This is a genomic window from Asticcacaulis aquihabitans (assembly GCF_032490435.1).
Taxonomy (GTDB): domain Bacteria; phylum Pseudomonadota; class Alphaproteobacteria; order Caulobacterales; family Caulobacteraceae; genus Asticcacaulis.
On record NZ_JAVGWM010000002.1, the window covers coordinates 345,147 to 369,604 of the forward strand.

The following is a 24,458-nucleotide window of genomic DNA, read 5'->3' on the forward strand; positions in this document are numbered from 1 at the left end:
CTGCCGGTAAAGCACTGATGCCGCCAAGCGATATACGTAAGCCGACCATTATCGATGTGGCCAGCCGCGCCGGTGTTTCGATCAAGACCGTCTCACGCGTTATCAATAATGAACGCCACGTGTCCGCCGATATGCGGGCCAGAGTTCGCGCCGCCGTCGCCGAACTCGGCTTCGAGGTCAATGAATCAGCGCGCGGGATGCGATCCCAGACACCCGATAAGTCATATGTGGTAGCCCAGCTCTACGGCGATCCGGGTGGCGCCTACACCAGCGACATCCAGATCGGCTTGCTTAGCCGCTGCCACTATTTCGGCTATCACCTGGTCGTCGAGGAGCTGGACTACCAAAGCCCGGATATCGAACGGCGTACCAAAGACCTGGTGCGGCGCCTGAAGCTCGACGGTGCGGTTCTGACCGCGCCCCTGACGGACAATGAGGTGGTGCTCGGCGTTCTTGACGAAGCCGGCGTGCCTTATGTCCGGGTTGCCCCCGTGACCGAGGCCCGCCACCTGCCATCGGTCCGCATTGACGAAAAACGCGCGGCCTACCAGTTGACCCAGCACCTGATCGCCTTCGGGCACACACGTATAGGCTTCATCCGGGGGCTGCCCGGACACTCTGCCACCCTACTACGGTGGGAAGGATTCGAGCAGGCGATGAGCGAAGCGGGCTTGGCGATCGACGAAAGCCTCATAGAAGATGGCGGCTTCCGATATTTTTCGGCCCTACCGAGTGCGCATAACCTTCTGGAACGCCCCGACCGACCGACGGCGATCTTTGCATCCAATGACGAAATGGCGGCGGCGGTGATCAGCGTGGCCCATGAGCTGGGCCTCACCCTGCCGGACGACTGCTCGGTCGTGGGTTTCGACGACATTGCGACTTCGGAAATGCTGTGGCCTTCGCTCACCACCGTACGTCAGCCAGTGACGCGTCTGGGGGCGGCGGCGGGGGATCTGCTGTTTACGCGCCTGTCACCGCTCAGCAGCAGCCCCGACAGCGTCGAATGGCCTAACCCGGCGCCCCATGTCGTGCTGCAGCACGATGTCGTCCTGCGGGCCTCAACGGCGCCCTTACGCAAGACAAAATAGGCCTTGGCAGAACCGGCATGCGGTCATAGGCTAAGCGGATACGCTAGAACAGGATCACCATGCCCTTCTCTTTCGGTTCGGCCTACAACCGTTTCTTCCGGTTGATCGGCGACAATTTCGCCCTGTTCTTCATCCTGGGCCTGATATTGACCGTGCTGCCGACGCTGGCGATCAATTACGGCCTGTACGCGGGCCTGGGACTGCAACCCGCCAATTGGGTGGAAAAATGGGAAGGCGCATCCGGATCGGCCCAAGCCTGGCTGGCAGGTAGCGGCCTCATTACCCTGCTGCTTTACATGATCAATCTGTCGGCCATCACCGAGGTCGCTGTCCTGCGCGCCGTCGGCAAGCCCGTTTCCGTGCCGGGTGTGCTGGGCCATGCGCTTTTTAACGCCCTTCCGCTGGTTTTGATTCTGCTTATGACCGGTGTTGTCGCCGGATTCGCCTTTCTGCTGCTGGTCTTTCCCTGCTTCATGTTCCTGATGGCGGCGTATGTCGCCATTCCCGCCTATGTCAGCGAACAGGGACTGGGCCTGTGGGGAAGCGTCAAACGCTCGTTCGTCCTGACGCGCGGCCACCGCTGGACGCTGTTCGGCCTGAGCGTCGTCAACGGCATCGCCTCAAACCTGTTCGACAAGCTGCTGGAGGTGCTGGGCGCAGGCCTTGGCAGCGCCTTGCCGATGCCGGGAGGCCTCGCCGACACCCTGATCATGAGTCTAGGCAACGGCTTGTCGTCTCTGGCCGGAATGATCTTTACCGCTGCCGTATATGTCGGCCTGCGCCTCAGTCGCGACAAGATGCGGCCGGACGATGCGGCGCAGGTCTTCGATTGACGATGCGCTCTGCCCCCATTGTTCGCCGACCGCCAGCCTGGCCAGCATCAAGGCTAATGAAGAAAAAACTAATTCCCGTTTAAGGGACGCGCAGGGCCTGCCTGTACTCAAGGCAGCACTGGAGGGGCTGGCCGAGCAGGTGTTTGAGAAATTTATCGACGTCCTCGGACTAGCGCTCAAGTCTTTCTCCGACAGGGACGTCACCACACCCTAAATTACCTATTCAAGGTCGCGGTCAGCACCTGCCTGCTGTACCCATCATGCCTGTGCCCAATCGCGGCAACTGGCAGCCGCTTCCCCTTGCCCCGCACAAACGCTGGCCATCCGCGTATTGAGGCGCGCCAATACGGTGCCGCCATCATGGGCGTCACTCCATTTGCGCACCAGCTTGCCCCAGGCATCGACCTTGACGCGCGTTCGTTGATAGTAACCGCCGCCGCTCTTGCCCAAGGCGTCAATCACCGCCTGTGCGCTGGCCTCTACGGCCGCCTTGTCCCCGGGCGCCTGGCGCATGACGGTTTCGGAATATTCAATAGCCCACTGGACGCGGGTAGCCTGCCCTTCAGACGCCTCAAAGGCTTTGCGCGCCCAGGCAATTGCCCCTTTCGCATCCTTCTCCTCTTCAGACAGGCTGGCAAGTTCCAGCATGTAATAATAGGGCGAAGCAGAGCGCTTGAGCTCACCTTCGAGCAAGGCCCTGGCACCGGCATTATCACCCGCCTCATGAAGCAGATCGGCGGCATTCGATATGACAGATTGGCGTACCATGGGGTCCTTGGCCACCCGATCCGCCCAGGCGGCCCGCGCTCTTACCTTGCTCAGCACCGCCTTTGAAGCCACTCCATGACGGGGTGTATCCTGACTGGCCTTATCAAGTATGATGTCCGCATTGACCGTTTCCAGCCGGTCTGGCAGGGGCAGGCTGTCGTCCGCATAGACGCGATCGAGCGCGTTGATCAAGGACGTTCCCATAGCCTTACGTTGCGCACTGTCCGGCACGGCGGCAATGAGTGAGGGCACCCAATAGCTAAGATCCTGACGATTAGACGCCACCTCCCCCGGATTGGAAAGAATAGCGGGCAGAAGCTGCTCGATCTGCGTCTGCTGAGCCGGACTGAGCCTATATTTTCCGTCCGCGCCTTTCTCAGCGGCGGCAATCAGGGCCTGCATTGCGAACCGTCGTTTGAGAGGCCCCTCCGGCGCCGCCTCGGCCAAGCTGCCCAGTAATGAGGCCGCATGGGCATGATCGCTGAAATGCTTGGGATCGTTCTGCCAATCGAAGGCCGCCAGGAGTTGCCACTCATCCTGCGATAGCGCCGAAGGCGTCTTTTCTGCCTTGCTGAATAAGCTGTCTATCGACGTCGTGCGACCCGCCGCGACACGCAACACTTCCGAAAGACGCCCCGCCGCTGACAAACGGGTGATCTCGGATCCATCGGCGCGAAGGACAATTATGGTCGGGTAGCCGCGAATGCCAAACCGCTCGCCCCAGTGCTGCGCCCCTGTCGTATCGCCATCGAGATAGACAGGGACGAACCGCCGTGTCTGGGCGATAAAGGCCGGGTCCTTAAACAGGGTGGTTTTGAGTTGGTTGCAGGGCGGGCACCATTTGGCACCCCAATAGAGCAAGATTGGCTTGCCGCTCTCTTTAGCCTCCGCAAGGGCGTCGTCGACGTCGCCCTCACGCCAGGCAATCTCCTGAACGGCGGCACTCTTCCCCGGGACCTCACTCCGCTGACAGCCGGCAATACCTCCAGCTAACCCGATCGCCAACCACACCCATGTCAAACGCATGCAAGACTCCCTTTCAGGGCCAGCCAAGGCCACCCTTAAGGTATAGTCCTATGGCTCCTCATATGGTCAAGTCTAGATTTCTGCGGTATCGGATTCATCATTCCGGAATATGAGACCTGTCAACACAGTGGCATTCAATAGGGAACCTTGCCCATATATCGTGTCGTGCTCAATGGCTGCCCGTGCAATTCCGCCAGGTGCGCCGCGATGCGTTCGACCGCAATGCCCAAAACATAGGGCGCCACTATTGGGCGGATGATCGGATCGATACCGGGCATGGCCAGATCACGCGAGTCATACACGATCGTTCGGGGGGTGTATCTCTGGCAAAACGCCAGAGCCCGTTCGATGATCGGCCGGCTTGCGTCCTCCCCCAGCATAAGAATAACCGGAACGGTCTCATCTATGGCCTCGAAAGGTCCATGGAATAATTCAGCGGCTTCTACTGGAATACAGTGCATCCACTGACTTTCCTGTAGAATGCAGACCCCAACATAATAGGTCATTGTAAACATGGGCCCCGCCCCCAAAAGATACAGAAGCCTATCATCCTTATAGGCTTCCGCTTCCTTGGCAGCGCGGGCGTCCTGCCCGACGACCGTATCGGCAAGCACGGCCGGCAGCGCTTTTAGGGAGCTGAGCAGCGCAGGCAGGTGTGGCCAGGCGTCCTTGCCCGCCAAGATGCCCCCAATCAGCGCCTGCAGGATCATGAATACGCCATAGAAGGGCTCATGTGTTTCGCCGAGCAGAAATTGCGTGTCGATATATTGCGCGATAGGGCGGTCAGTGGCTTGGGTAATCACAAGCTTGCGACACGGCCTATCTTGTAAAAATTTGGCCGCCGCAACGGATTCCATCGTCTTTCCAGACTTCGAAGCCATAATGACAAGCGTGCGTTCGTCGAGGCGCGGCGGGTTCATCGCCATAAATTCCGCAGGATAGTAACAGCGTACCTCGACGTTCGCGCTCAAGCTTTCGATCCAATATCGTAGGCCTTGCATGATGCGGTTCGGGGCGCCCGGCGCCACAAAATAAATTCGGTCAATCTCCGTGGCGACAGCCAAACCGTAGGCGGCGGCGCGATCCAGTTCAGCAACGGCGCCGTCCAAAGATTGGGCAAACCGTGCGGCATCAAAGGGGATAGTCAACTCTAATTTCCTCTATCAGACGATTTCAAATACAAGCGCGGCGCCTTGGAAGTCCCCTCTCAAGGGGATACGAACACCGCGGTTCATCCAATAGGACCCACTCGCGACCTTGGGCGTATCATCATCCACCGCGCCGGCAATACTACGCATTGTGTAGCGGCGGTCAGGGTCGAGCCCCTGCAACTGGATCAGCGGCGTCTCGTCGAATGTGGAACTGGAATGCAGGAACGCGAACAGGACAGCCTGGCGTTTCGTTTCGGCTACCGACAGGGTCGCCGAGCGTTCAGAGCCCCCTTGCGGAGAAATGAGACGATAGAGGTCGCCCCGCTGCACGGTTTGACGGATCGACTTATATTCTGCGACCAAACGCTTCGCCGTCGCAAAGTCGTCCGCGTTCCAATGATTGAGATTGTCGCCAATGCCCAGGCACCCCTGCATGGCGGATAAGAATCTGTATTCAAGGGAGGTGGAGCGCTTGTTGACCCAGTTCGGCGACGCCGTCACCCACGCCATCATCACCCCCGGCATGTAGGCGTGCGAGAACCCGTCCTGCATTTTCAACCGGTCAAACGGATCGGTGTTGTCCGTGGGCCAGATCTGATCGGTCAAATGTATGATTCCCAGATCGACCCGGCCGCCCCCGCCGGCGCATGACTCGATTTCCAGCTTCGGATGACGACGACGCAGTTCCGCCAGTATCCAATAGAGGTTTTTGGTATAGTCGACGTAAAGCTTCTGCTGATCCTCAGGCGCGCGTTCCGGCCATCCCGGCTCCGACCAGCTTCGGTTATGATCCCATTTCAAAAATGCGATGTCATTGTCTCGCAGAAGCAGATCAAGCGATTTCAGCACATAGTCTCGCACGTCGGTGCGCGCCAGGTTGAGGACCAGTTGGTTGCGTCCTTCGGTGCGCGGACGCCCCTTGAAATTGATGACCCAGTCCGGATGGGCGCGGTATAGCTGGCTATCCGGGTTCACCATTTCGGGCTCGACCCAAAGGCCGAACTCCATACCCAGTGCGCGAACGCGGCTGATCAATGGTGCCAAACCATTGGGAAATTTGTCCCGGTTGACGGTCCAGTCACCAAGGCCGGCATGATCATTGTTGCGCTGGCCGAACCAGCCGTCATCCATGACGAAACGTTCGACACCCAGGGTCGCGGCTTTCTCGGCCAAGGCGATTTGCCCCGCTTCATCGACGGCAAATTCCGTCGCCTCCCAGGAATTGTACAGCACGGGGCGCAATTTGGGTTCCGGCGCCCCCGGCAGGATAACCGTCCGCTGAAAACGGTGCATGCGGCGGGACGCACCACCCATGCCGCCATTGCTGAAGCCGGCGTAAAAGACAGGTGTTTCGAGGCGCTCGCCGGGTTTCAGGCGGTAGGCAAAGTCGAACGGATTATAGCCCGCTGTAATGCGGGGATGCCCGACAATGTCCTTTTCCACCGTGATACGCCATGAGCCGCTCCAGGCCAGCGCGCCAAACCATACGGGACCGCTGTCTTCGTCCGTCAGCCCCTCGCGACTGACCGCCAACCAGGGGTTATTCTGTGAACCGGTCATACCCAACCGGCTTTCCAGCACGGTCGTGCCGGCTTCGAGCGGGCGCTTTTGCAGGCTCCATTCCGCCGCCCAGCGGCCCGTGAGGTAGTTGAGTTCGTAGTCTTCGCCGAACGGCAGGTTGAGCGTGGCGGCCGCCATCTGGTCAACCCGTATCCAATCCTTGGTCTTGTTGTCCACGACAGCGGATCGCGACAAAATACCCGTGGCTTTGTCCATACCGTATCGAAGCTGGACATATACCTCGGCCGCTATGTCCTTCATCCGCAGGGTAATGCCGTCGGCAGTTATGCTATGATCCAGGTATTTCAGGACCAGATCGCGCACCCCATTGGGGAACGCGACTTTAAGCGATGGCTCGACCACCAGGCCGCCACCGAAGGCGGCGAACTCAAGAGGCGTGATGGAGTTGGCACGATCAAAGCCGGAATAGTCCGAGGGCTTGGGTGCGGAGGCAATCTGGTCGTCCAGAGCGAGCGACCCACCCCAATGCAGGGATTGCACCTGGCCTGCGCTATCGATCCCGAACGCATAGGTTACGCCATCGCCATCCAGACGGAACACCCGGGTGGCGGCGTCAAAGCCTGCGCTGGCCGTTGAACGCATAGGCAAGGCCGCAACCGCCAGCCCTCCCATGAGCCCGAGGCATGTGGCTCGCCTGCTTATAACCGAAACACCCATAGCATCCTCCTATTTATATTACATATATCTATTGCAGAGGTGAAATGACGGGTCAATAGCTGTCGGCATGGAAAATGAAGGTCTTTCATTCACAATGGAAATCACAATAGATTGTGATCCAGTTCCGCAGCCTTGCCTGAAATGGCGCGAGCGACAACCGCTATATATGTATTATATATTGACGTTGTAGTGCATCGACCCTAAGGTGGGTGGCGCAGGCCGCATCATACCACTGACGGCGGCCACTTATAAATAACTTCTGCAGGGATTACAGCGCATATGCACATAGTGTCCAAGGACGATCGCGCCGTTGGCGCAACATCGCCTTACAAGTTCAATCTGGGCTACGTCTGGATGATCTCTTCGATTGCAGCACTCGGCGGCCTTTTGTTTGGTTACGACTGGGTGGTTATCGGCGGCGCCAAGCCATTTTATGAACCCTATTTCGGCCTGACGTCAGAGGCGCAAATTGGATGGGCTAATAGCTGCGCCCTGTTGGGCTGCCTGATCGGTTCCATCTGCTCCGGCATTTTTAGCGACGGCTTGGGCCGCAAAAAGCTCCTGATCGCCGCCGCCTCCCTGTTCGGGATATCGTCCGTGGCAACGGGCTGGGCACATACATTTGATACCTTCATTCTCTGGCGCATTCTGGGGGGCGTCGCCATCGGCATCGCGTCCAATGTCTCCCCCACCTACATCGCCGAGATCGCCCCGGCGCAATGGCGCGGGCGCCTGGTCACGCTCAATCAGCTCACCGTGGTCGTCGGCATACTGGCCGCCCAGGTCGTCAATCTGTTGATCGCCGGTCATATTGCCGATGGCGCGACGGCGGATACGATCCGCGAGTCCTGGCAAGGACAATACGGCTGGCGCTGGATGTTCACCGCGGTTGCCGTCCCGTCCCTGACCTTTTTCTTTTGCGCCTTCCTGGTGCCGGAAAGCCCACGCTGGCTAGTGAAAAAGGGCCAGACCGAGAAAGCCAAGGCCGTCCTGACGCGCATCGGTGGCGCGGCCTATGCCGAGGACGAGATACGCGATGTGGACAGCATGCTTGCGCGCGAACGCTCGGAACAAGGCGCCTGGCGAGACCTTTTCAAGCCACTGGTCTTCGGTCTGGTTTTGATGGGGATTGGCCTGGCGGTGCTGCAGCAGTGGAGCGGCACCAATGTCATCTTCAACTACGCTGAGGAAATTTATCGCGGCGCCGGCTACGACCTCAGCGGCGTGATGTTCAACATTGTGATTACCGGCGCGATCAACCTGCTGTTCACCCTGGTCGCGACCTTCACGGTGGACCGCCTCGGGCGCCGTGCGCTCATGCTATGGGGCACGGCAATCATCACCGTGATACACGGCCTGCTCGGTGTCGCCTTCTTCCTGGGAATAAAGGGGCCGCTGATCCTGGGGCTCACGCTTGCGGTGATTGCCGCCTATGCGACCTCTCTCGCCCCCATAACCTGGGTGCTGCTGTCGGAAATTTTCCCCAACCGCATCCGGGGCCTGGCGATGTCGATTGCCGTATCGGCGCTTTGGATTGCCTGCTTTGCCGTCACCTACACCTTCCCGATTCTGAATAAGCATCTCGGTGCGGCGGGAACCTTCTGGTGCTACGGCGCCTTCTGTCTGCTGGGCGTGATCTTTATCGCGCTGTTCGTTCCGGAAACCAAGGGCAGAACCCTGGAAGAGATTGAAGCCAGCCTGACCGGAAAGCGATAGCCCGCAAAGGTGGACTGCCCTCTGACACCGAAGTAGAGGGCGGTCCGCTAACTCGGCACAGCCAATCAATCTTGGCTGGGATGTTGAAATCTATATTGGCTGGTACGGTGATAGACTTGGCCGGGCGCGAGCCAGGGGCTCGGAAATGCCGGCTGGTTTACCGCATCGATAAAACCTTGCGGTTCGAGCGCGATCGCCCCGTGCGCGGCGACATCGCGCGACAGTCCCGCATAGGCTTGCAGACAGGGCTGGTCGGTGTGAAGCGCCAGTCCGAGACCCGCTTTCGGCGCGTACAATGTGGCGGCGGGCGCGGCGCTCCTTTCCAGAACCCAGCTCTGGTTCAGGCCAATGTTCGTCAATTGCGGGTGCTGTTGCGCCAGCACGTCCGATAGGGCTGTCGGATGGCGAAGATCAAAGAGCGTGTCCGTGACCGGCAACCGCAAGCCGGTCGCCAGACACGCGTCATCGACCTCAAGAACTTCATCGCCTTGGATGCCCAGAACATGGCTCGAGATATCGCCACCCATGGCCTGGTCGAGATTGAAATAAAGATGATGGGTCAGATCAATGGGGCACGGCGCATCGACCACGGCCCTATAGTCAATCTGCAGGGTTGTCGGCAATGGCAGAGACAAGGTCGTCTCGACAGCCAAGTTCCCCGGATACCCCTCTTCCCCCGCCGGTGATACGTACCGCAATACGATTGGCGCCTCATCCGAAGGCCGGGCATCGGCCTGCCAGACTCGGCGGCTCAGGCCACACGCACCGCCATGCAGATGGTTCGGTCCTTCGTTTGGCGTAACCCGCCACGCCCCGTCCCCGTGTGTAAAGGCGGCTTTTCGCAGGCGGTTTACCGTCCGCCCGATAATGCAAGCCTGGTAGGTCTTATCCGCTTCGTAGTCGGACAGGGTCTCAAAGCCAATAAGGGTCTCGACAAGCCCCGTGGCGGATGGGGTTTTCAGGCTGCGTATCGTCGCCCCATAGGTCATGACCTCCAGATGCAGCCCGCCAGGCGCCGCTAACGTCAGGCTGTGGACCACCTGGCCATCGGCCAGACGACCGAAAAAGACAGGCGACGTCACAGCTTGGCCAACCGGCCGCCGTCCACATTTAGGCTGGCCCCCGTTATAAAGGCGGCCTCATCGCTCGCCAGAAAGGCAGCAGCATGAGCAATATCATGCGGGTAGCCGACATCACCCTCCTCCAGCACTTCCGCACCGGACTTGAGATTTGGACTGGCCCACAGCATGGGCGTATCGATGGCCCCCGGCAATATGGCATTGGCGCGTATGCCGAGCGATGCGCCTTCAATGGCGCTGGATCGCGTCAAAGACGCAAGGGCCGCCTTCGCTGCCGCGTAGGGTGCCACGAGTGGCGAGGTCTGGACGGCGTGAATACTGGAGATATTTACAATAGCCCCACCCGGCGACATCAGGCGGAACGCCTCGCGCGTGAAAAGGGCCGCCCCCACCAGGTTTACACCCAATAGTTCGTGCCACTCCGCTGCCGTCAGATCCGCGATCGACTTATAGATCATCATGCCGGCGACATTGATCACAACGTCAAGCCGCCCGGTCTGCTCCACGGCCAGTTTGCACGCCGCCACCACATCGTCCTCCGCCGCGACATCGCAGCGCGTGAAAACGACTTTGGGCGCCCCCAGGGTGCGCAATTCTTCTGCGAGGGTCTCGGCGCCCTCAACCACCCTGTCCACGAGAACCAGGCTGGCGCCTTCGGCCGACAAACGCCGCGCGCACGCCAGTCCGATGCCGCCTAGCGCGCCCGTCACAATGGCCGTCTTATCTGCAAATCGCATAATCTTCACCATTCCCGCACATAGCCATCGGGGCCCCGCCAGGCGGGATTACGCCACGGCGGACAGTCACGGCTAAGCTCGCGGACCTTCTCTTCATCAACAACAACGCCAAGCCCTGGGCCCAAAATCGCCTCGACCATACCGTCCCTGATATCGAAAATCTCAGGATTTTTCAGGTATGCCAAAAGGTCATGGCCATCGGTATTGTAGTGAATACCGAGCGACATTTCCTGAATGGCGAAATTGGGGGTTGCCAGGCCAATTTGCATGCAGGCCGCCAAAGCGATTGGCCCCAAGGGGCAGTGAGGGGCCAGAGCCACATCATAGGCCTCAGCCATGGCGGCCATGCGCCTGACCTCGGAAATACCGCCGGCATGGCTGACATCGGGTTGAAGAATATCGATGCTTGCCGCTTCCAAAAAGGGTTTGATATCCCAGCGCGAATAGAGGCGCTCGCCCATGGCGATGGGGATGCGGGTCAAAGCCGATAATTGCCGGATCGCCTCGGGATGCTCGCTCAAAAGCGGCTCTTCGATAAACAGCGGGCGCAAAGGCTCCAGGATCATCGCGAGTTGCTTGGCCATGGGCTTATGGAGCCGCCCGTGGAAATCCAGGCCCGCGTCCAGCCCCAGTGACTGGACGTCAGCAAGCCGCTGCGCAACGCCGTCCAACGATCGCGGACTGTCGAGCCAGGCGGCGTCTTCCGTTGCGTTCATCTTGACCGATTTGAACCCCTGCTCCATGCGCACGCGCGCCGCATCAAGGACATCCGACGGGCGGTCGCCGCCGATCCAGGCGTAGACGGCGACCCGGTCGCGCACCTGCCCGCCGAGAAGCCGGTGCACAGGCACGCCTAGCCGCTTTCCCTTTATATCCCAAAGGGCCTGATCCAGGCCCGACAGGGCCGACATCAGCACCGGCCCGCCGCGATAAAAGCCTAAGCGATAAGCCGTCTGCCACACGTCCTCAATACGGTCGGCATCGAAGCCCAGAAAGCGGTCTTGCAAGGCCGCATAGGCGCCTGCCACGGCCTCTGTGTGCCCCTCAAGGCTGGCCTCTCCCCAACCGATGAGACCGTCATCGGTTTCAACCCGCACAAACATCCAGCGCGGGGGAACCGGGAACGTCTCGATACGGACGATTTTTGACCGGTGTGTGGCCTGTAATCGCTCCATGTCAGTCTCCCCCGCAACAGCACTTTGCTTATATTTCAGCATAAAAAACTCGCATTTCATTCCACCCGTTGTACGCGGCCTGGCCCATCAACAAATATTATGTGGCGGGTCAAACGTCAATATATGTATTATAAATGACGCTCGTCGGACATTAACCAGTCGCAATTTTTGAAATCCAAGAATATAGAATAACAGTTGAAAAAATTTAAATATAAACAACAAATTCCCGGCTTTAACAGAAATAAATGACATCAAAATTTTAAATATAATGGGTATATACATTTCCCATTGATCAATCTTTGCCGTAATAAAATATTCTATAAAATTATATCTTCCGGCCTTTTGGCGCTTATATTTCCCAAATTTCTATCAATGCAAACACTTAGCCGGAAAATAATTTTAAACATATACTATACGATACTGCCCTTTTTCTGACGGCAAACGCCTTGCTGCGACATTATTTATATTATTTATAACCATCTGGGCAATTTTGTCCTATGGTGAATAGATTTTCTCCACATGCCCTTTGAGGTCATCCGCATAAAAATAGATCGGACGCAGGTTACCCGCGACATACCGATCGACCTGATCCGAGAAATGGACAGAGTCGGGATGCCCGCTTTGGCCGCCGATGCTGATCGCATAGGCACGTATCCGCGGACCAAACTCCACGACGGCGACAAAGCTGTTTCCCGATGTCCCGTAATAGCGACGCGTGCCGGGATAGGCCTTGGCGCCGAATGAGGCGAGCGCCCCCCACTGGTTAGAGGTGAAGGGCACAGGGTAGCTCGGCTTGCTGTCGTCAAAGGCTTGTTCAATCTCGCCATCATTACGCTGGAAGCGGTTGATATCCCCCCAGGCGACTCGCCATGTGCCAAAATCCGCTTCCAGCTTGGCAACAGCTTCGGACAGGGCGTCCAGCCGATCTTCGGCTGAACTGCGCTGCTCCATGTAGTCCCAAACGCTGATGCGGGACGCAGCAGCGGGCGTGGCCGCCCGGCGCCATAGCGCTTCGCCCCAGAAAACGGCCAGGGAGGTGGCCTGCGAGCCGCTACTCCACCGCCGGTCCCAATCTGACAGAAGCTTTATCGGCGCCGCCAAACGGGCGCGGCGCGGGTCCGTCGGTGCCAAAGCGTTAAAAGCGTTATCTAGGCTGGGCAACAGCCTGTCAAAGGTGGGCAGCCACGAATCGTATGCGATATCTCGCAGGCCCTCCAGTGAGACCTTATCTGCCGTCTGAAGGAGCTTCACCGCATGGAGGCCTCGGGGATTTTCACCCGCCTGGTCCATGTACCGCGGATAGTCTTTGGCGCGCGGGCTGTCGTCGCCGGCGGCCGTCCATGGCCAGTTGTTCGTGTTGAACACGTAGCCACTTTTTGAGTTATAGACATGCGGCAGGCTTTCGAGATCATGAAGGCCTTTCCAACGCGTCGCCACATCGCTACCGTCAACGGGCCCGGTGTAATCGAAGCGATCGTCGCGCAGGGGAACAAACTGGGGATGAAGATAGGCGATTTCGCCCTTCCGGTCGGCAAAGATGGTGTCATTGGACGAGTTGGCGCGAAGCTTGGCGACGCCTAAAAAGCTATCCAGATCCGTCGCCTTGGTGCGCAAAAAAGACTGCTGAAGCGCCTCAAGGGGACGGTTCATGAGCCCTACCGCTATCCACTTGCCTTCCACGGCCCCCATGATGGGACCATTGACGGTCTTATAAACGGTAAAGGCACGATCCGCCTTCTCGCCGGAGGGAAGGCGGTAGGTGATCGTAATGCGGCGGCGCTCAAGGGGACGCCAGCGCTTTCCATCCAGATACGCCCAGCGACCATTCGGCAGGGCCTTGACGGTTTCGGCAAATTCATCAATTGCGTCAACGCCACTTGAGGTGTGCATCCATCCCGCCGATGCATTGAACCCCTGATAGATAAAAAATTGCCCCCAGGTCGCCGCGCCATAGACGTTCAGCCCCTCATCGCTCGTCACCTGCTGTTCCGCGCGGAAGAAGAAGCTGGTGTGGGGGTTTATCAGCAGAAGCGCATGACCGTCGCGCGTCCGCGACGGCGCCAAGGCGATCCCATTAGAACCGGTGGGCTCATGATAGGCAATGCCGCGCTCCATATCCGACAAGGCCAATTGCGTCCCACCGTAAAAGCTTTGCAGCCGGCTCAGCGGAATCTGTTCGATGTCGCCGCCAATGCTGCCCTCGGAGAAACTGAGGGCCATCCACGGCTCGAAATGCGTCAGGACTTTTGGATGGACCTGCGGGTGCTTGGCCAGATATGTGTTCAAGCCGTCGGCCCATGCCTCCATGAGCGCGCGTAGCCAGGCGGGGCTGCGCTTATATTCAGCCTGTAACGCCACCGGGTCTACGAACATACGCTGACGTAGATCGGTCCAGATGCCCGCCTCGCCGTCCACTTCTGCGGTGCGCCCCAGCGCCTGGAGATAATTTCGTTCGATGCGTCCGAAATCGTCCTCGGCTTGCGCGTACATCATGCCAAAAACAGCATCACCATCAGTCTTGCCGTGGATGTGCGCGATGCCCCAGTCATCCCGAGTGATGGTCACATTGCGGATGGCAGCCGAGCTGACGCCCGGCAGCCAGAGCCAGCTCAAAACCGAGCAGAGCAGACCGAGGACAAGGCCTTTCGGTGGAATATGCGCGCCCACAGCCCCCTCCCTATGCATTTACCAGCAGATGTCCGGATTTTAGCCAGAACGGCGGCAGGCATCCGGGCGTCGAGCCGAGCGGGAGAATGGCTGGGCTTAAGTCTATGCCGAGGGCTTGAGCCATGAAGGTCCGCCGGGCGTCGATCCGGCTCATAACATCGGGATGACGGGCGGCGATATCGGCCCGAAGGTCGGCGTCTGCCAGAACGACCGGATCTTCGCAGTTCAAAGCCCATCCCAACGGCATGGGGGTCGGGATAATATCAACCTGAAAAACCATCCCAGATCTCAGACGGTAATCCCCCGTCGGTCGAATAGGGGTATTGATCCATTCCTCGTGACCACAGAGGTGTCCCGGATTGAGCATCGAGGCCAAGCCCCCCTGCGCCAAGGTGTCACCAACCTTGGAAAATACGTCGCGTCCGGCGACGCCGACATCCACAGCCGCATACCAGGCGACCAATCCCTTGAAATAGGCGGACGCCGTCTTCAGGAATGCATCGTCCCCGTCGCTGATCAAACCGGCCCTGGCGGACAAGCCGCCCCAGTAGCCGACGGCCGTGGTCACGCCATCCCCCCGCGACAGCCGGCGCGCCGTGGGGCTGCGCAATCCGACCACCGGCCCCGACACGTTGTTCGAAGCCAGCATGACGTGCGCGCTGAGCGGCTCACCCGCATAGGCCATCCGCGCAGCAGCCTCTAATTCACTATCCCCTTCCCTCACATTCGTCACGATGCGCCAAACGGCCGCTGTCGCGCGGGAAGCCGCCCACTCGAAGGCGGCGATTTGGTCGGCGTCTACGGTGGCCCGCAGCCCCTGTTCCGGGTGCATCAGGACATCGGTTCGGTCAACAACTGCCGAGGCATCCCCCGCTATCCGGCGCAAGGCATCGACATAGACAGACGGGAAGAAAAAGCCGGCATCTTCCCCGACCTCCGTGGCAGGCGGCTTCCACCCCACAAGCCCTATGCTGTGTCCGGAACGGATACCGATGTCGTGCAACACGGCCGTCAGACTTGGCGCTTGGCTGCGATCCTGGCCCGGCAGGCTCATCGCCTGGCAAAGCCTCACGTCAAAAGTCGAGAGGCGCGTAACGGCCTGCGCGAACGAAACACATTCATTGCCGGTGATGATCACCCGGCAATCATTTGGCCCCAGCATCAGAAGCGCTTCTTCAAATCGCGGTTCGAAATCGCACAGATAGGCGATGTTGGAAAAGTGTTCACGATCCGCATAGACCGCAACCCAATCACAGGCCGCACGCACATAGGCGTCCCGGCACCGCGAATCGTAGGTCTCTACTGGAATGGACGGTTTTGCGAGCGGCAGCCCGAAATCAGGAGCAGACACGGGAGCAAGTTCAACAGTCATTTTTACGCCTTGTAGAGACGGGTTTGATGGAATTTGGACGCATGGCGTCACGTTGCAGAAGCGGGCCGGCGTCGCGACACATATCGAACACAATTGGTCAAAGGGCGGCAGTTAAATATTAATACTTATATTACATATACATGTGCAGACGTCTCCACGCCTTGTCAATCACAAATGTGACGCGGGTGTCAGCGAACGCCCGAATAGAGACTGATAAGGTGAAGGTTTGACGACCTAATCGGCGCCGGTCGGCGCATGGCACGCACCTGAACCGAAGGCGCAGTTAAGCGCCGTCCGATACGGGCGTTGTCGGCGTCGTGAATGTGATTTAGGCGGGCCATGGCCCTTATCGGGCGTGCGGCCCTAGGAAGCAATGCTACCTAGCGCTGAGGATTCTGATCGGCCTGAACCTTAATCATTAAGTCCAGGGCCCCTTGAATTAGATCCCGCATCCGGGTTTCAGCTTCGGCACTGTCACCGGCCAAGATGGCATCGGCGACGCGTTTGTGGTCGACGACGCTGGCAAGTCGCACACCTTTAAAATCATTGGTTTTTCTGATGCTGAAACGCAAGGCGGTTTCAATCATCTCACGCATCTGACGGTAGAAGCGGTTGCCGCTGGCCTGGAGGACGGCGACATGAAAGTCGATATCCGACGTCAAGGCATCATCTTCGCCCCGCTCCGCCGCGAACATTCGGCCGATGGCGCTGTTGATCGCCGCCCGTTGCTCGCCTGTTGCCACCTTGGCCGCCAGGGCCGCGGCGCCGGGTTCGACGCTCAACCGAATCTGCGTGAACTCTATCAGCAGACCCAGAGAAAAATTACGTTCGAGAAGCCAGCGCAAAACTTCCGGGTCCAGAAGATTCCAGTGGTCTTCCGGTTCGACACGGGTGCCCTGACGGGGGCGCGCCGACAAGAGGCCTTTCGACGTCAGCATCTTGACCGCCTCGCGCGTCACCGTCCGTGCGGCGTTATATCGCTGCGAAAGTTCAACCTCTTTTGGGAACACCTGGTCACGGTACTTCCCGGTGACAATCTCCACACCCAGGTCTTGAACGATAGACTGTGTCAGGTTGGTTGGGGTCAGCCTTGCTCGCATATGTCGTGCCTATAAATCCTGCAATCTCCAGCATACAGCCGGACCGTGACTCGTAACAGACCTGGCTGATGATAGAAATGCCAAACTCAGAAATTTCGCGAAATCAAGCGGCTTAGACGGCCTGCCCTCAAAAAAAGCGCGGTGCCTGTTAGGGCACCGCGAGGTACAGTCGTCACGGGAGGAGAAGTAGACGAAGGGTATTAGAAGGTCATGCGGACCCCGACGTTGTAGAAGGCGCCATCCAGATTGTCGCTGAGCAGCTCCGCGTCGTAATATCCCTTCTGGATAAGGTGCTCCTTGGTCAGGTTGGTGCCTTCGACAAAGACGTCGACGCGGTCATTGATCTGGTAGGAGGCACGCATGTCGAACTGTGCGTATCCCTGGGTGAAGACCGGCCCGCCGGAGCCATCGCCACTGAGGCTGGACAGGAAGCGGTCACGCTTGTTGTAAGCCAACCGAACCGAGATCGGGCCCTTCTCATAGAATCCTATCAGGTTATACGAGTTACCCAAGCCCGGCAGGGCAAAGGTACGCCCGGCGACCTGTGACGCGCTCGACACCTTGGCGTTGCTGTCAACCAAGGTCGCGTTCGCGGTCACACCAAAGCCGCTCCACCAGCCTGGCAAGAAGTCGAAGCTATAGGTCCCCGACAGTTCCACACCTTCCGCCCGAGTATTGGCCAGGTTGCGCGGCCGGCGGGTCAGGAAGCTGGCGGTTGTTGCCGTAAAGGCCGGGTCGGCGAGGTGGGTATTGCCGTTAATGACACTCGTCGTATCCAGGCGCTGTGCATTGGTGATGGTAAAGGATTCCAACGCGACGCCGTAATCGATAAAGTCGGTGACATCCTTGCTGAAGATCGCCATGGCCATATTGAAGTTTTTCTTCGGGTACCACTCAAGCGACAGGTCCAGATTCTTGGACAGGTAAGGCTTCAGCGCCGGATTGCCGCCGCTGGCGAGCATGTTCCCCTGACGGGCGTCATCGATCGAAGTGTTCGGACGCATGTCGCTGGGGCTGGGGCGCGTCAGCGTTTCCGAAGCGCCGAAACGGGCCAGCAGGTGTGAGGTGATGTTGAGCTTGAAATTGAGGCTGGGCAGGAATTTGCTGTAACTGGCCTCAACCGTGCGCTCAACGGGTGTCGCACTGGCATAGACAGGGGTCTGGTTGCCTAATGATATCCAATTGATATCGACAAGCTGCCGGTCCGATCCCGCCGCGCGCACCTTCGTGCTGATATAGCGACCACCGACATTAAGCGACCAAGGCATATCCGCCGCCTCACCCGCGAAGTTGGCCTCTATATAGGCGGACTTTGTGTTCTCCTCGACCCAGTAGGAACTGGGCTGACGCTTAAGCGTGTAGCCGCCATTCGCCTGAAGTTGAGCCGCCACCGAACCCGGCGCGCGACCGTAGTAGGTATCCAGTTGCGCCAAGGCTTCCGGCGAACCCAGATAATCCAACAATTTCAAACCATCGAAGGAGAAGAACTTCAAAGGCGCATTGGCGCCAAGGCCTCCGCCCAGGAAATCGCTGCCTAAGTCGAGAGGGGTGAGGAACCGTTGCGGCAAGACCACCGGATAGCCGCAATAGGTGCAATAGGCGTCACCGATGCCGTAAGACTCGTTGTCCTTGCGCGTATTGTTGAACGCCACGCCAAACAGGACCGAGCTGAACACACCGCGGTCAACGACGTAGGTTGCGTCAAGCCGCCCTTCATCAACTGAGGTCGAGGTGTTGCTGCCGCCGCGCGTTGCGTAGTGTGCACGGGCGTTGCTTGGGTCCGAGATGCTGGCACCCAGAACCTCAAGTTGCGGCAGGCTGCCGTCCGCCGGCTGCTTCCAGCTAATATTGGTCGGGATGCCGACGACAACATAGTAGGAGCCGGACCCGCCTGTGTTGCTTGCCTTTGAGGTCGACAAATCGCCGACAACGGTCAGCTTGTCGCTGGGCCGCCAATCCAGGTTTACACCGAAGGCCGTTGTGTCGGATTTGCGGGGATAGGCCTGCATAACCATGTCCCACTGGCCGTTCTCTGTTTGCTCGACCACATCACGATTAGCGTCAATGGCCGCCGTGCGGACCTGGTCTTCAAGGAAGAAGAAGGCGCCCGTGGCGACCGTCCGCTTGATGTTGTAACGGCTGAAAAGGGCGTCTGCGGTAAAGGTGAGGTCTTCACTGGGCCGATACTGATAAGTGGCCGTAAAGCCCGTCCGCTCTTGGCGCTGTTCACTCAGATTGAGGTTATAGTTGCGGGGAAAGCGAACATTGGTGAATAGACGAACGTTCGGATTGACGTTGGGACCATAACCGTTGGTTTGCCCCGCCTGGGTTCCGATAGAGTCATTGGGAACATATCCGCTGACGTTGAACGAATCCTCGCGGGCGTCACGCAGCTGGTAGGAGGCGGACACCATCAGGCCCATCTTACCGTCATCAAAGGTGGTGCTGTAGAGTGCGAAGGCGCTAGGCGTCGTCTTGCCGCTGAGGCTTTCGTTGTGCGCCTTAAGACTCACCACACCCTTCGTTACCCCGATATCAAGCGGGCGCGGCGTCTTCAGATTGATGGTTGAACCGATACCGCCTTCGGGGATCGAGGCCCGCGAGGTCTTATAAACATCGGCGCCGCTGATCAATTCGGCAGCGATGTTATCAAAGCCGAAGCCGCGACCACCACCGTCGTTTGCAATGCTGCGACCATTGAGAAGGACGTTGTTAAATTGCGGACCAAAACCGCGAACAGTTACGCTCGAGCCTTCGCCCAGGCTGCGGTCGATGGATACGCCCGGGATACGCTGCAAGGATTCTGCCACGTTACCGTCCGGGAACTTGCCCAAATCTTCAGACGTAATGGAATCAAGGCTCACCACGGCCTGGCGCTTGTTACGGGCGGCAGCGGAGAGACTTCCGCGAATACCTGTAACGACCACCTCTACAGCTTGATCATCGCTGGCCGGCGCCTGCGTTTGTGCCTGCGCGCTGGCAATACCTGGGACGACCACCGATGACAACGCACCAGCAACCGCCAAGACGCTCGTCCCCTTTAGAAATTTATTCCGCATATCTCTCCCTCTCTTTGATTTACCAATTAACGATTGGCTTGAAGTTGACAAAAGCGGCGCCAGACCTCGAACACCCGCCCTACATATGTAATATATATATCATCTTTTGGTGTCAAGTTCGACACGATCGGAATTTATTGCTTTTCCGACATATCGACCGCAGCAGTGTCGACTTCCATTCGAAACCCTCCGTCCATCATCCAGGCGCGCCACATATTGCAAACAGATACTGGCGCATGACGGATTGCGCACGTCAGCTTCTGGTCTGGCGATTATCTGGTTGGATAGGATGGCAAAGGCCAGGTCTGCAGGATGATGGTCGCTCGCGCCGGGACTCCAACGCCTACCACCGTGTGCGGCTTTTAGGGCACCCGGAAGACGCGTTCTGAGGGGTTACCTAACTTACGCGACCTGAATATCTGCCGTGACACGCATAACTGCGCTGGCCCTAAAAGCCGCGCATGGTACTATGCTTGTGTCGCTCTCTACGAAAGGAGACCAAGGCCGGCTGAAAGACGTAGTTTGGGTCGCACCCCGCGACATACGAGCACATACGTCTATCGGCCTTATTACTCGCAGCGGCTTTCATCGCGGGGTGCCAATTGAGTCCCGCCCCCGGCCTCACGGCCCCTTAGCGGCAACTTGAACAAAAATGCCGAACTCCAATCCGCTGTCCGATCCTGAAGACGCAGATCCCCTCCGTGAGCCAATGCAATCTGGCGGGCGAGGGACAGGCCAATACCGGCGCCTTCAGGCTTGGTGGTTATGAAGCCGTGGAAAATGCGCTCACGCATCGCGGCCTCTATCCCAATCCCATTATCCGCTACCGTTATACCCACATCATGTTCCAGGCGCTGCAGGGTGACGTGGACACGACGCGGCCCCTTGTTTTCGCGCGTCGCTTCGGCAGCATTGGTAAGGACATTTATCATAGCCTGCGCCATAAGAGCTTCGTCCATATCGAAGGCGAAGCTTCCTTCTTCCAGTTGCAGGCTTATGACAGCGCCTTGGGCCACGGCACTTCGCTCAAAGACACGCACCACATCCATGACGAAGCTTTTGACATCTACCCATCGTGGCACCGGTTGCGGCAAGCGGGCAAGTGAACGGTATCCTTCGACGAAACGTTTCAGGCCCTTCGCCCGTCTGTCCAGCAAGGCTAGCGCCTCTCTGGCAGATTGAATGCCTTCGGACGTTTCATCTTCAAGATAGTGCTGAGCCGTCTCAGCAAGGGAGGCAACAGGGGTCAGTGAGTTCATGATCTCGTGACTGATGACCCTGAGGGTGTCGCCCAGTGCCGTCGCTTCGGCAATACGCACCTCGGCCTGGATGTTTGTCAGACTGATAAATCTCTCTTTGCGCCCCTCAAACGACACTTCACTTATGCCCAACGCGTAAACACTGTCAAAAAGCGGGATTGACGCACGAGCACCCCTTTCGGCGCGCGTGACCGCCGTCATAAGCGCCGCCGGAGGCTCGCTGATAAAATCATCGACGCTCAAAAGGCGCCTGGCCGCAAGGTTTAACGCGTAAAAGCCCTCACCCTCGATAAACCTAAGTAAAGGGATCGGGACCTGATCCAACATGGCAGAGAAGGGTTGCGGCTGTATCTCAGGCCGGACGCTAAGCGGCACGATGGGCGCGTCATGGCGCGCCCTATCCTCGCCAGTCATCAGAAGCACACTGGAACTCAACGCCAGCCCCAAAAGACCTAAGGCCATGTTGGCCCACATCTGATCGCGCGCCGACGAAAAGGCAAAGATGGCGGCCACCGCCACACCTAATACACAGACCAGCCGTATGATAGCCTGCCTATAGACCATGACGACTCATGCGACGATAGAGGGCCTGCCGGGTCACGCCCAATTCCACGGCAGCCTTAGATACGTTGAAATTGTTGCGCTTCAGAGCTGACTCGACCACGAACTTTTCTGTCGTTTCCAAACTCAAGGTGGCAATCTTGGGGTCCACATCATCAGTCGTGGGCGTACACAGATCACCAGGGCCAAGAACAGGGCCGTCAGTTTCTATAACAGCCCGTTCCATGACTTGCCGCAGCGCATGCAGATTATCGTTCCATACGGCGGCTTTCAGATGTGCGATCGCCTCCGGGGTCAAGGTGCGACGCGTCAGATTTAACCTGTACGCGCACTGGCTGGCAAAATGCTCAGCCCAAACACCGACATCGCCACTACGTTCTGCCAATGTCGGAATGTTGATTTCAAGCGTGCTGAGGGCATAAATCAATCCACGCGGCAAATCGAGATCCGCGCGCGCGCGCCCTGAAGTCACGATGACTCGCACATTGCGATGCTCGAAAATTGGCAGCCAATCCAGCAACACCTGATGAAACTCGGCATCGAGCCGCTCAATTGCCTCTAGAATGAGGGTCGCGTCTGTCAGCATATCCATGTTGATCGTCGATACCGATGCTGCCTCAACAACCTTGATATGGGCTCGACCGGACCGATTGTGCAGGGCGCGGGCGATGTGGGACTTGCCCGTTCCCGACGCACCTGACAGAAACACCGGAACCGTCAGGGGTGCGTATCGATCCACCAGGGCCTTAATCCGCACCATTGCCTCGGTATCGCCAATAATGAATTCCGCATCTGAAACCGGCGACGTTTCTGACGTCAAACCTGGCCTAACGGGAGGTGGCTGGCGCCCCTGGGCGATCGCGTCTTCTATCGCTGCGATCAGCTTGTCGTTGCTCCACGGCTTCATGATAAAATTCTTGGCACCGGCCCTTAGGGCGCGGACCGCGACGGTCAATCCGCTGTGCCCCGTCACTACCAGCACCGGCGCATCCGGCGCGTACTTTCGCAATTCCTGCAAACAGACCAGACCTTCCTCACCGGAGGTCTGCGCGTGGGAGAAATTTAGATCGAGGAGGATCAGATCGACGGCTTGGACGGACAGCTGCGCGTAGGCTTGCATCGGCGTGGACGCGGTAAGCAGGCCATAGCCTGCCTTGCTTAGCAACAGGTCGGCCGTTTTGAGAATGTCGGCGTCATCATCGACAAAAAGCAGAGTTTTGCGCGCTTCGGGCATGTACGATTCCGGACAGTTCGGACAACTGGGGCCTGAAAGTTCACCCAATATGACAAAAAGTCAAATGAATTTCGCCGGTTAGCAAATTTGTCAAAATCGGCTAAACTGTAAAAAAAGAAGAGATAAAACAGATCGTCGGCAGGAAGCATCACATGACAATCGCCCAAAGGCACACCGCTTTCTTTCGTATGGCTGATAAGGACATGGCGGCAACCGCTACATTGGTCCTGAACCAGCTGGCCGAAAAACTGCAACAATCCTGCCACCTCGCCGTGCGCCAGGAGAATGGCTTCCGCGTCGTCTTTCAAAGCGCGCCATCGACTTCATTCTACGTAAACATGCCTGTCGGTCTCGTATATCAAGCTCCAGCAACCGTCGACGGTGTTGCCCAAGCGGGTCAACAACCCAACCCTTCCCTGCCAGATGTGATAGATTTCTACGCGCCGGTGTTCCAGGCAGGCGAACAGGTTGCGCTGCTCATCGCGCCCTACATAAAGCGCCGCGGCGCGCCCCCCCTTGAACAATGCCGTGATGCCATGATGGCTGCCGCGAAGCACCTCAGCGCGTCCGCCATCACACATGCATTGGTGGCTTAACTTACTGCAAGGCCTGTACTAAGCTGGCGACGCCATGCGCCTCGCGCTCTCCCCCGGGTTTCCATTTGCCACCACAAAGCTTTACCACGCATTCGACTGGACCCTTAATTCGCTTAAAGGGAGTCAATTTCACCTACCAAACGGCGGGGCGGCGCGTTAAAGCGCTTCGCGACATCACCCTGGACGTCGAGCGCGGTGAGTTCGTTTCCATTTGCGGCCCGTCAGGCTGTGGCAAGTCGACCCTACTCAACGTCATGGGCACGCTCGATCGTCCGGAAACCGGCAGCCTGTCATTTCGTGGCCAGGACATGGCAAACGCCACCTCCAGCAGCCTTGCCAGGCTGCGTGCGCTTGATATCGGCTTTGTGTTTCAGAGTTTCAACCTGATCGACAGCCTCAGCGTTTATGAAAATATCAAGCTGGCCCTGCTGTACCGCCGCCGGCCGGACATCGATGTTGACGAGCGCGTTGAAGAGGTTATGGACCTTGTCGGTATCGCGCACAGGGCGCGCCATCTCCCCAATCAGCTTTCCGGCGGTCAGCAGCAGCGTTGCGCCATCGCGCGTGCCATAGTTGGAAAGCCGTCCATCATTCTGGCCGACGAACCGACCGGTAATCTGGATTCGGAGAATGCCGCACAAATCTTCAATATCCTGCAAGCCGTTCACGCCGAAGGCTGCACGCTAGTCATCGTTACCCATTCCCCAGCCCAGGCCGATCAGGCCGAGCGCATCGTGGAAATGCTGGACGGCAGAATTCAATTCACGCGCCGGCGCCTGTCATGATTCTCTTGGTG

General features: G+C 58.3%; 17 protein-coding genes. 5 read left to right on the plus strand and 12 right to left on the minus strand.

The genetic code is table 11. The features are described from left to right. The first annotated feature begins 17 nt into the window (after nucleotides 1–17). Entirely contained in the window at nucleotides 18–1,091 is a 1,074-nt protein-coding gene (locus RCJ00_RS08465; protein ID WP_316221366.1) for a LacI family DNA-binding transcriptional regulator, read from the plus strand. A 59-nt stretch (nucleotides 1,092–1,150) separates the two neighbouring features. Then, complete coding sequence (locus RCJ00_RS08470; RefSeq protein WP_316221367.1) at nucleotides 1,151–1,924, plus strand: hypothetical protein; 774 nt, start codon at nucleotides 1,151–1,153, stop codon at nucleotides 1,922–1,924. Nucleotides 1,925–2,182: 258 nt separating this feature from the next. Here RCJ00_RS08470 and RCJ00_RS08475 read toward each other — a convergent pair whose 3' ends face one another. The 3 genes from RCJ00_RS08475 to RCJ00_RS08485 form a co-directional block, all read right to left on the minus strand. After that, the gene (locus tag RCJ00_RS08475) at nucleotides 2,183–3,718 is read right to left on the minus strand and encodes a thioredoxin family protein (protein WP_316221368.1); all 1,536 of its coding nucleotides are present in this window, start codon (nucleotides 3,716–3,718) and stop codon (nucleotides 2,183–2,185) included. Nucleotides 3,719–3,852: 134 nt separating this feature from the next. After that, nucleotides 3,853–4,866 carry an SIS domain-containing protein gene (locus RCJ00_RS08480; protein ID WP_316221369.1) on the minus strand — a complete coding sequence of 338 codons (1,014 nt, stop codon included), beginning with the start codon at nucleotides 4,864–4,866 and terminating at the stop codon, nucleotides 3,853–3,855. Nucleotides 4,867–4,881: 15 nt separating this feature from the next. After that, nucleotides 4,882–7,032 carry an alpha-galactosidase gene (locus RCJ00_RS08485; protein WP_316221370.1) on the minus strand — a complete coding sequence of 717 codons (2,151 nt, stop codon included), beginning with the start codon at nucleotides 7,030–7,032 and terminating at the stop codon, nucleotides 4,882–4,884. Between the two features lie 354 nt (nucleotides 7,033–7,386). Between RCJ00_RS08485 and RCJ00_RS08490 the strand changes: the two genes are divergently transcribed. Then, nucleotides 7,387–8,823, plus strand: a complete 1,437-nt coding sequence (locus RCJ00_RS08490) for a sugar porter family MFS transporter (RefSeq protein WP_316221371.1) — start codon at nucleotides 7,387–7,389, stop codon at nucleotides 8,821–8,823. 65 nt (nucleotides 8,824–8,888) lie between these two features. Here the strand turns inward: RCJ00_RS08490 and RCJ00_RS08495 are convergent, their stop codons facing one another. The 9 genes from RCJ00_RS08495 to RCJ00_RS08535 form a co-directional block, all read right to left on the minus strand. Continuing rightward, the gene (locus RCJ00_RS08495; RefSeq protein ID WP_316221372.1) at nucleotides 8,889–9,905 is read right to left on the minus strand and encodes an aldose epimerase family protein; all 1,017 of its coding nucleotides are present in this window, start codon (nucleotides 9,903–9,905) and stop codon (nucleotides 8,889–8,891) included. Continuing rightward, nucleotides 9,902–10,639: an SDR family NAD(P)-dependent oxidoreductase gene (locus tag RCJ00_RS08500; RefSeq protein WP_316221373.1), complete on the minus strand. Its 738-nt coding sequence runs from the start codon at nucleotides 10,637–10,639 to the stop codon at nucleotides 9,902–9,904. The genes RCJ00_RS08495 and RCJ00_RS08500 overlap by 4 nt, the downstream gene beginning before the upstream one ends. A gap of 5 nt (nucleotides 10,640–10,644) precedes the next feature. Then, on the minus strand, nucleotides 10,645–11,814 hold the full coding sequence (gene dgoD / locus RCJ00_RS08505; RefSeq protein ID WP_316221374.1) for a galactonate dehydratase: 1,170 nt from the start codon (nucleotides 11,812–11,814) through the stop codon (nucleotides 10,645–10,647). Nucleotides 11,815–12,309: 495 nt separating this feature from the next. After that, nucleotides 12,310–14,481 carry a penicillin acylase family protein gene (locus RCJ00_RS08510; RefSeq protein WP_316221375.1) on the minus strand — a complete coding sequence of 724 codons (2,172 nt, stop codon included), beginning with the start codon at nucleotides 14,479–14,481 and terminating at the stop codon, nucleotides 12,310–12,312. A gap of 10 nt (nucleotides 14,482–14,491) precedes the next feature. Then, nucleotides 14,492–15,853, minus strand: coding sequence for a M24 family metallopeptidase (locus tag RCJ00_RS08515; protein WP_316221376.1), 1,362 nt, complete (start codon nucleotides 15,851–15,853; stop codon nucleotides 14,492–14,494). A 380-nt stretch (nucleotides 15,854–16,233) separates the two neighbouring features. Continuing rightward, on the minus strand, nucleotides 16,234–16,953 hold the full coding sequence (locus RCJ00_RS08520) for a FadR/GntR family transcriptional regulator (RefSeq protein ID WP_316221377.1): 720 nt from the start codon (nucleotides 16,951–16,953) through the stop codon (nucleotides 16,234–16,236). 200 nt (nucleotides 16,954–17,153) lie between these two features. After that, nucleotides 17,154–20,012, minus strand: a complete 2,859-nt coding sequence (locus RCJ00_RS08525) for a TonB-dependent receptor (RefSeq protein WP_316221378.1) — start codon at nucleotides 20,010–20,012, stop codon at nucleotides 17,154–17,156. A gap of 569 nt (nucleotides 20,013–20,581) precedes the next feature. Beyond that, entirely contained in the window at nucleotides 20,582–21,835 is a 1,254-nt protein-coding gene (locus RCJ00_RS08530; protein ID WP_316221379.1) for a sensor histidine kinase, read from the minus strand. Beyond that, nucleotides 21,825–23,066: a sigma-54-dependent transcriptional regulator gene (locus tag RCJ00_RS08535; RefSeq protein ID WP_316221380.1), complete on the minus strand. Its 1,242-nt coding sequence runs from the start codon at nucleotides 23,064–23,066 to the stop codon at nucleotides 21,825–21,827. The genes RCJ00_RS08530 and RCJ00_RS08535 overlap by 11 nt, the downstream gene beginning before the upstream one ends. Nucleotides 23,067–23,218: 152 nt before the next feature. On the opposite strand from RCJ00_RS08535, the gene RCJ00_RS08540 reads away from it, so the two are divergent. Beyond that, complete coding sequence (locus RCJ00_RS08540; RefSeq protein WP_316221381.1) at nucleotides 23,219–23,662, plus strand: IclR family transcriptional regulator; 444 nt, start codon at nucleotides 23,219–23,221, stop codon at nucleotides 23,660–23,662. A 65-nt stretch (nucleotides 23,663–23,727) separates the two neighbouring features. Further along, on the plus strand, nucleotides 23,728–24,447 hold the full coding sequence (locus RCJ00_RS08545; RefSeq protein ID WP_316221382.1) for an ABC transporter ATP-binding protein: 720 nt from the start codon (nucleotides 23,728–23,730) through the stop codon (nucleotides 24,445–24,447). Nucleotides 24,448–24,458: the final 11 nt, after the last annotated feature.

Bases quoted from the DNA above. Each gene is read 5' to 3' on its own strand.
- RCJ00_RS08465 (WP_316221366.1), top strand. From the start codon at position 18: ATGCCGCCAAGCGATATACGTAAGCCGACCATTATCGATGTGGCCAGC.
- RCJ00_RS08470 (WP_316221367.1), top strand. From the start codon at position 1,151: ATGCCCTTCTCTTTCGGTTCGGCCTACAACCGTTTCTTCCGGTTGATC.
- RCJ00_RS08475 (WP_316221368.1), bottom strand. From the start codon at position 3,718: ATGCGTTTGACATGGGTGTGGTTGGCGATCGGGTTAGCTGGAGGTATT.
- RCJ00_RS08485 (WP_316221370.1), bottom strand. From the start codon at position 7,032: ATGCGTTCAACGGCCAGCGCAGGCTTTGACGCCGCCACCCGGGTGTTC.
- RCJ00_RS08490 (WP_316221371.1), top strand. From the start codon at position 7,387: ATGCACATAGTGTCCAAGGACGATCGCGCCGTTGGCGCAACATCGCCT.
- RCJ00_RS08500 (WP_316221373.1), bottom strand. From the start codon at position 10,639: ATGCGATTTGCAGATAAGACGGCCATTGTGACGGGCGCGCTAGGCGGC.
- dgoD (WP_316221374.1), bottom strand. From the start codon at position 11,814: ATGGAGCGATTACAGGCCACACACCGGTCAAAAATCGTCCGTATCGAG.
- RCJ00_RS08515 (WP_316221376.1), bottom strand. From the start codon at position 15,853: ATGACTGTTGAACTTGCTCCCGTGTCTGCTCCTGATTTCGGGCTGCCG.
- RCJ00_RS08520 (WP_316221377.1), bottom strand. From the start codon at position 16,953: ATGCGAGCAAGGCTGACCCCAACCAACCTGACACAGTCTATCGTTCAA.
- RCJ00_RS08525 (WP_316221378.1), bottom strand. From the start codon at position 20,012: ATGCGGAATAAATTTCTAAAGGGGACGAGCGTCTTGGCGGTTGCTGGT.
- RCJ00_RS08530 (WP_316221379.1), bottom strand. From the start codon at position 21,835: ATGGTCTATAGGCAGGCTATCATACGGCTGGTCTGTGTATTAGGTGTG.
- RCJ00_RS08535 (WP_316221380.1), bottom strand. From the start codon at position 23,066: ATGCCCGAAGCGCGCAAAACTCTGCTTTTTGTCGATGATGACGCCGAC.
- RCJ00_RS08540 (WP_316221381.1), top strand. From the start codon at position 23,219: ATGACAATCGCCCAAAGGCACACCGCTTTCTTTCGTATGGCTGATAAG.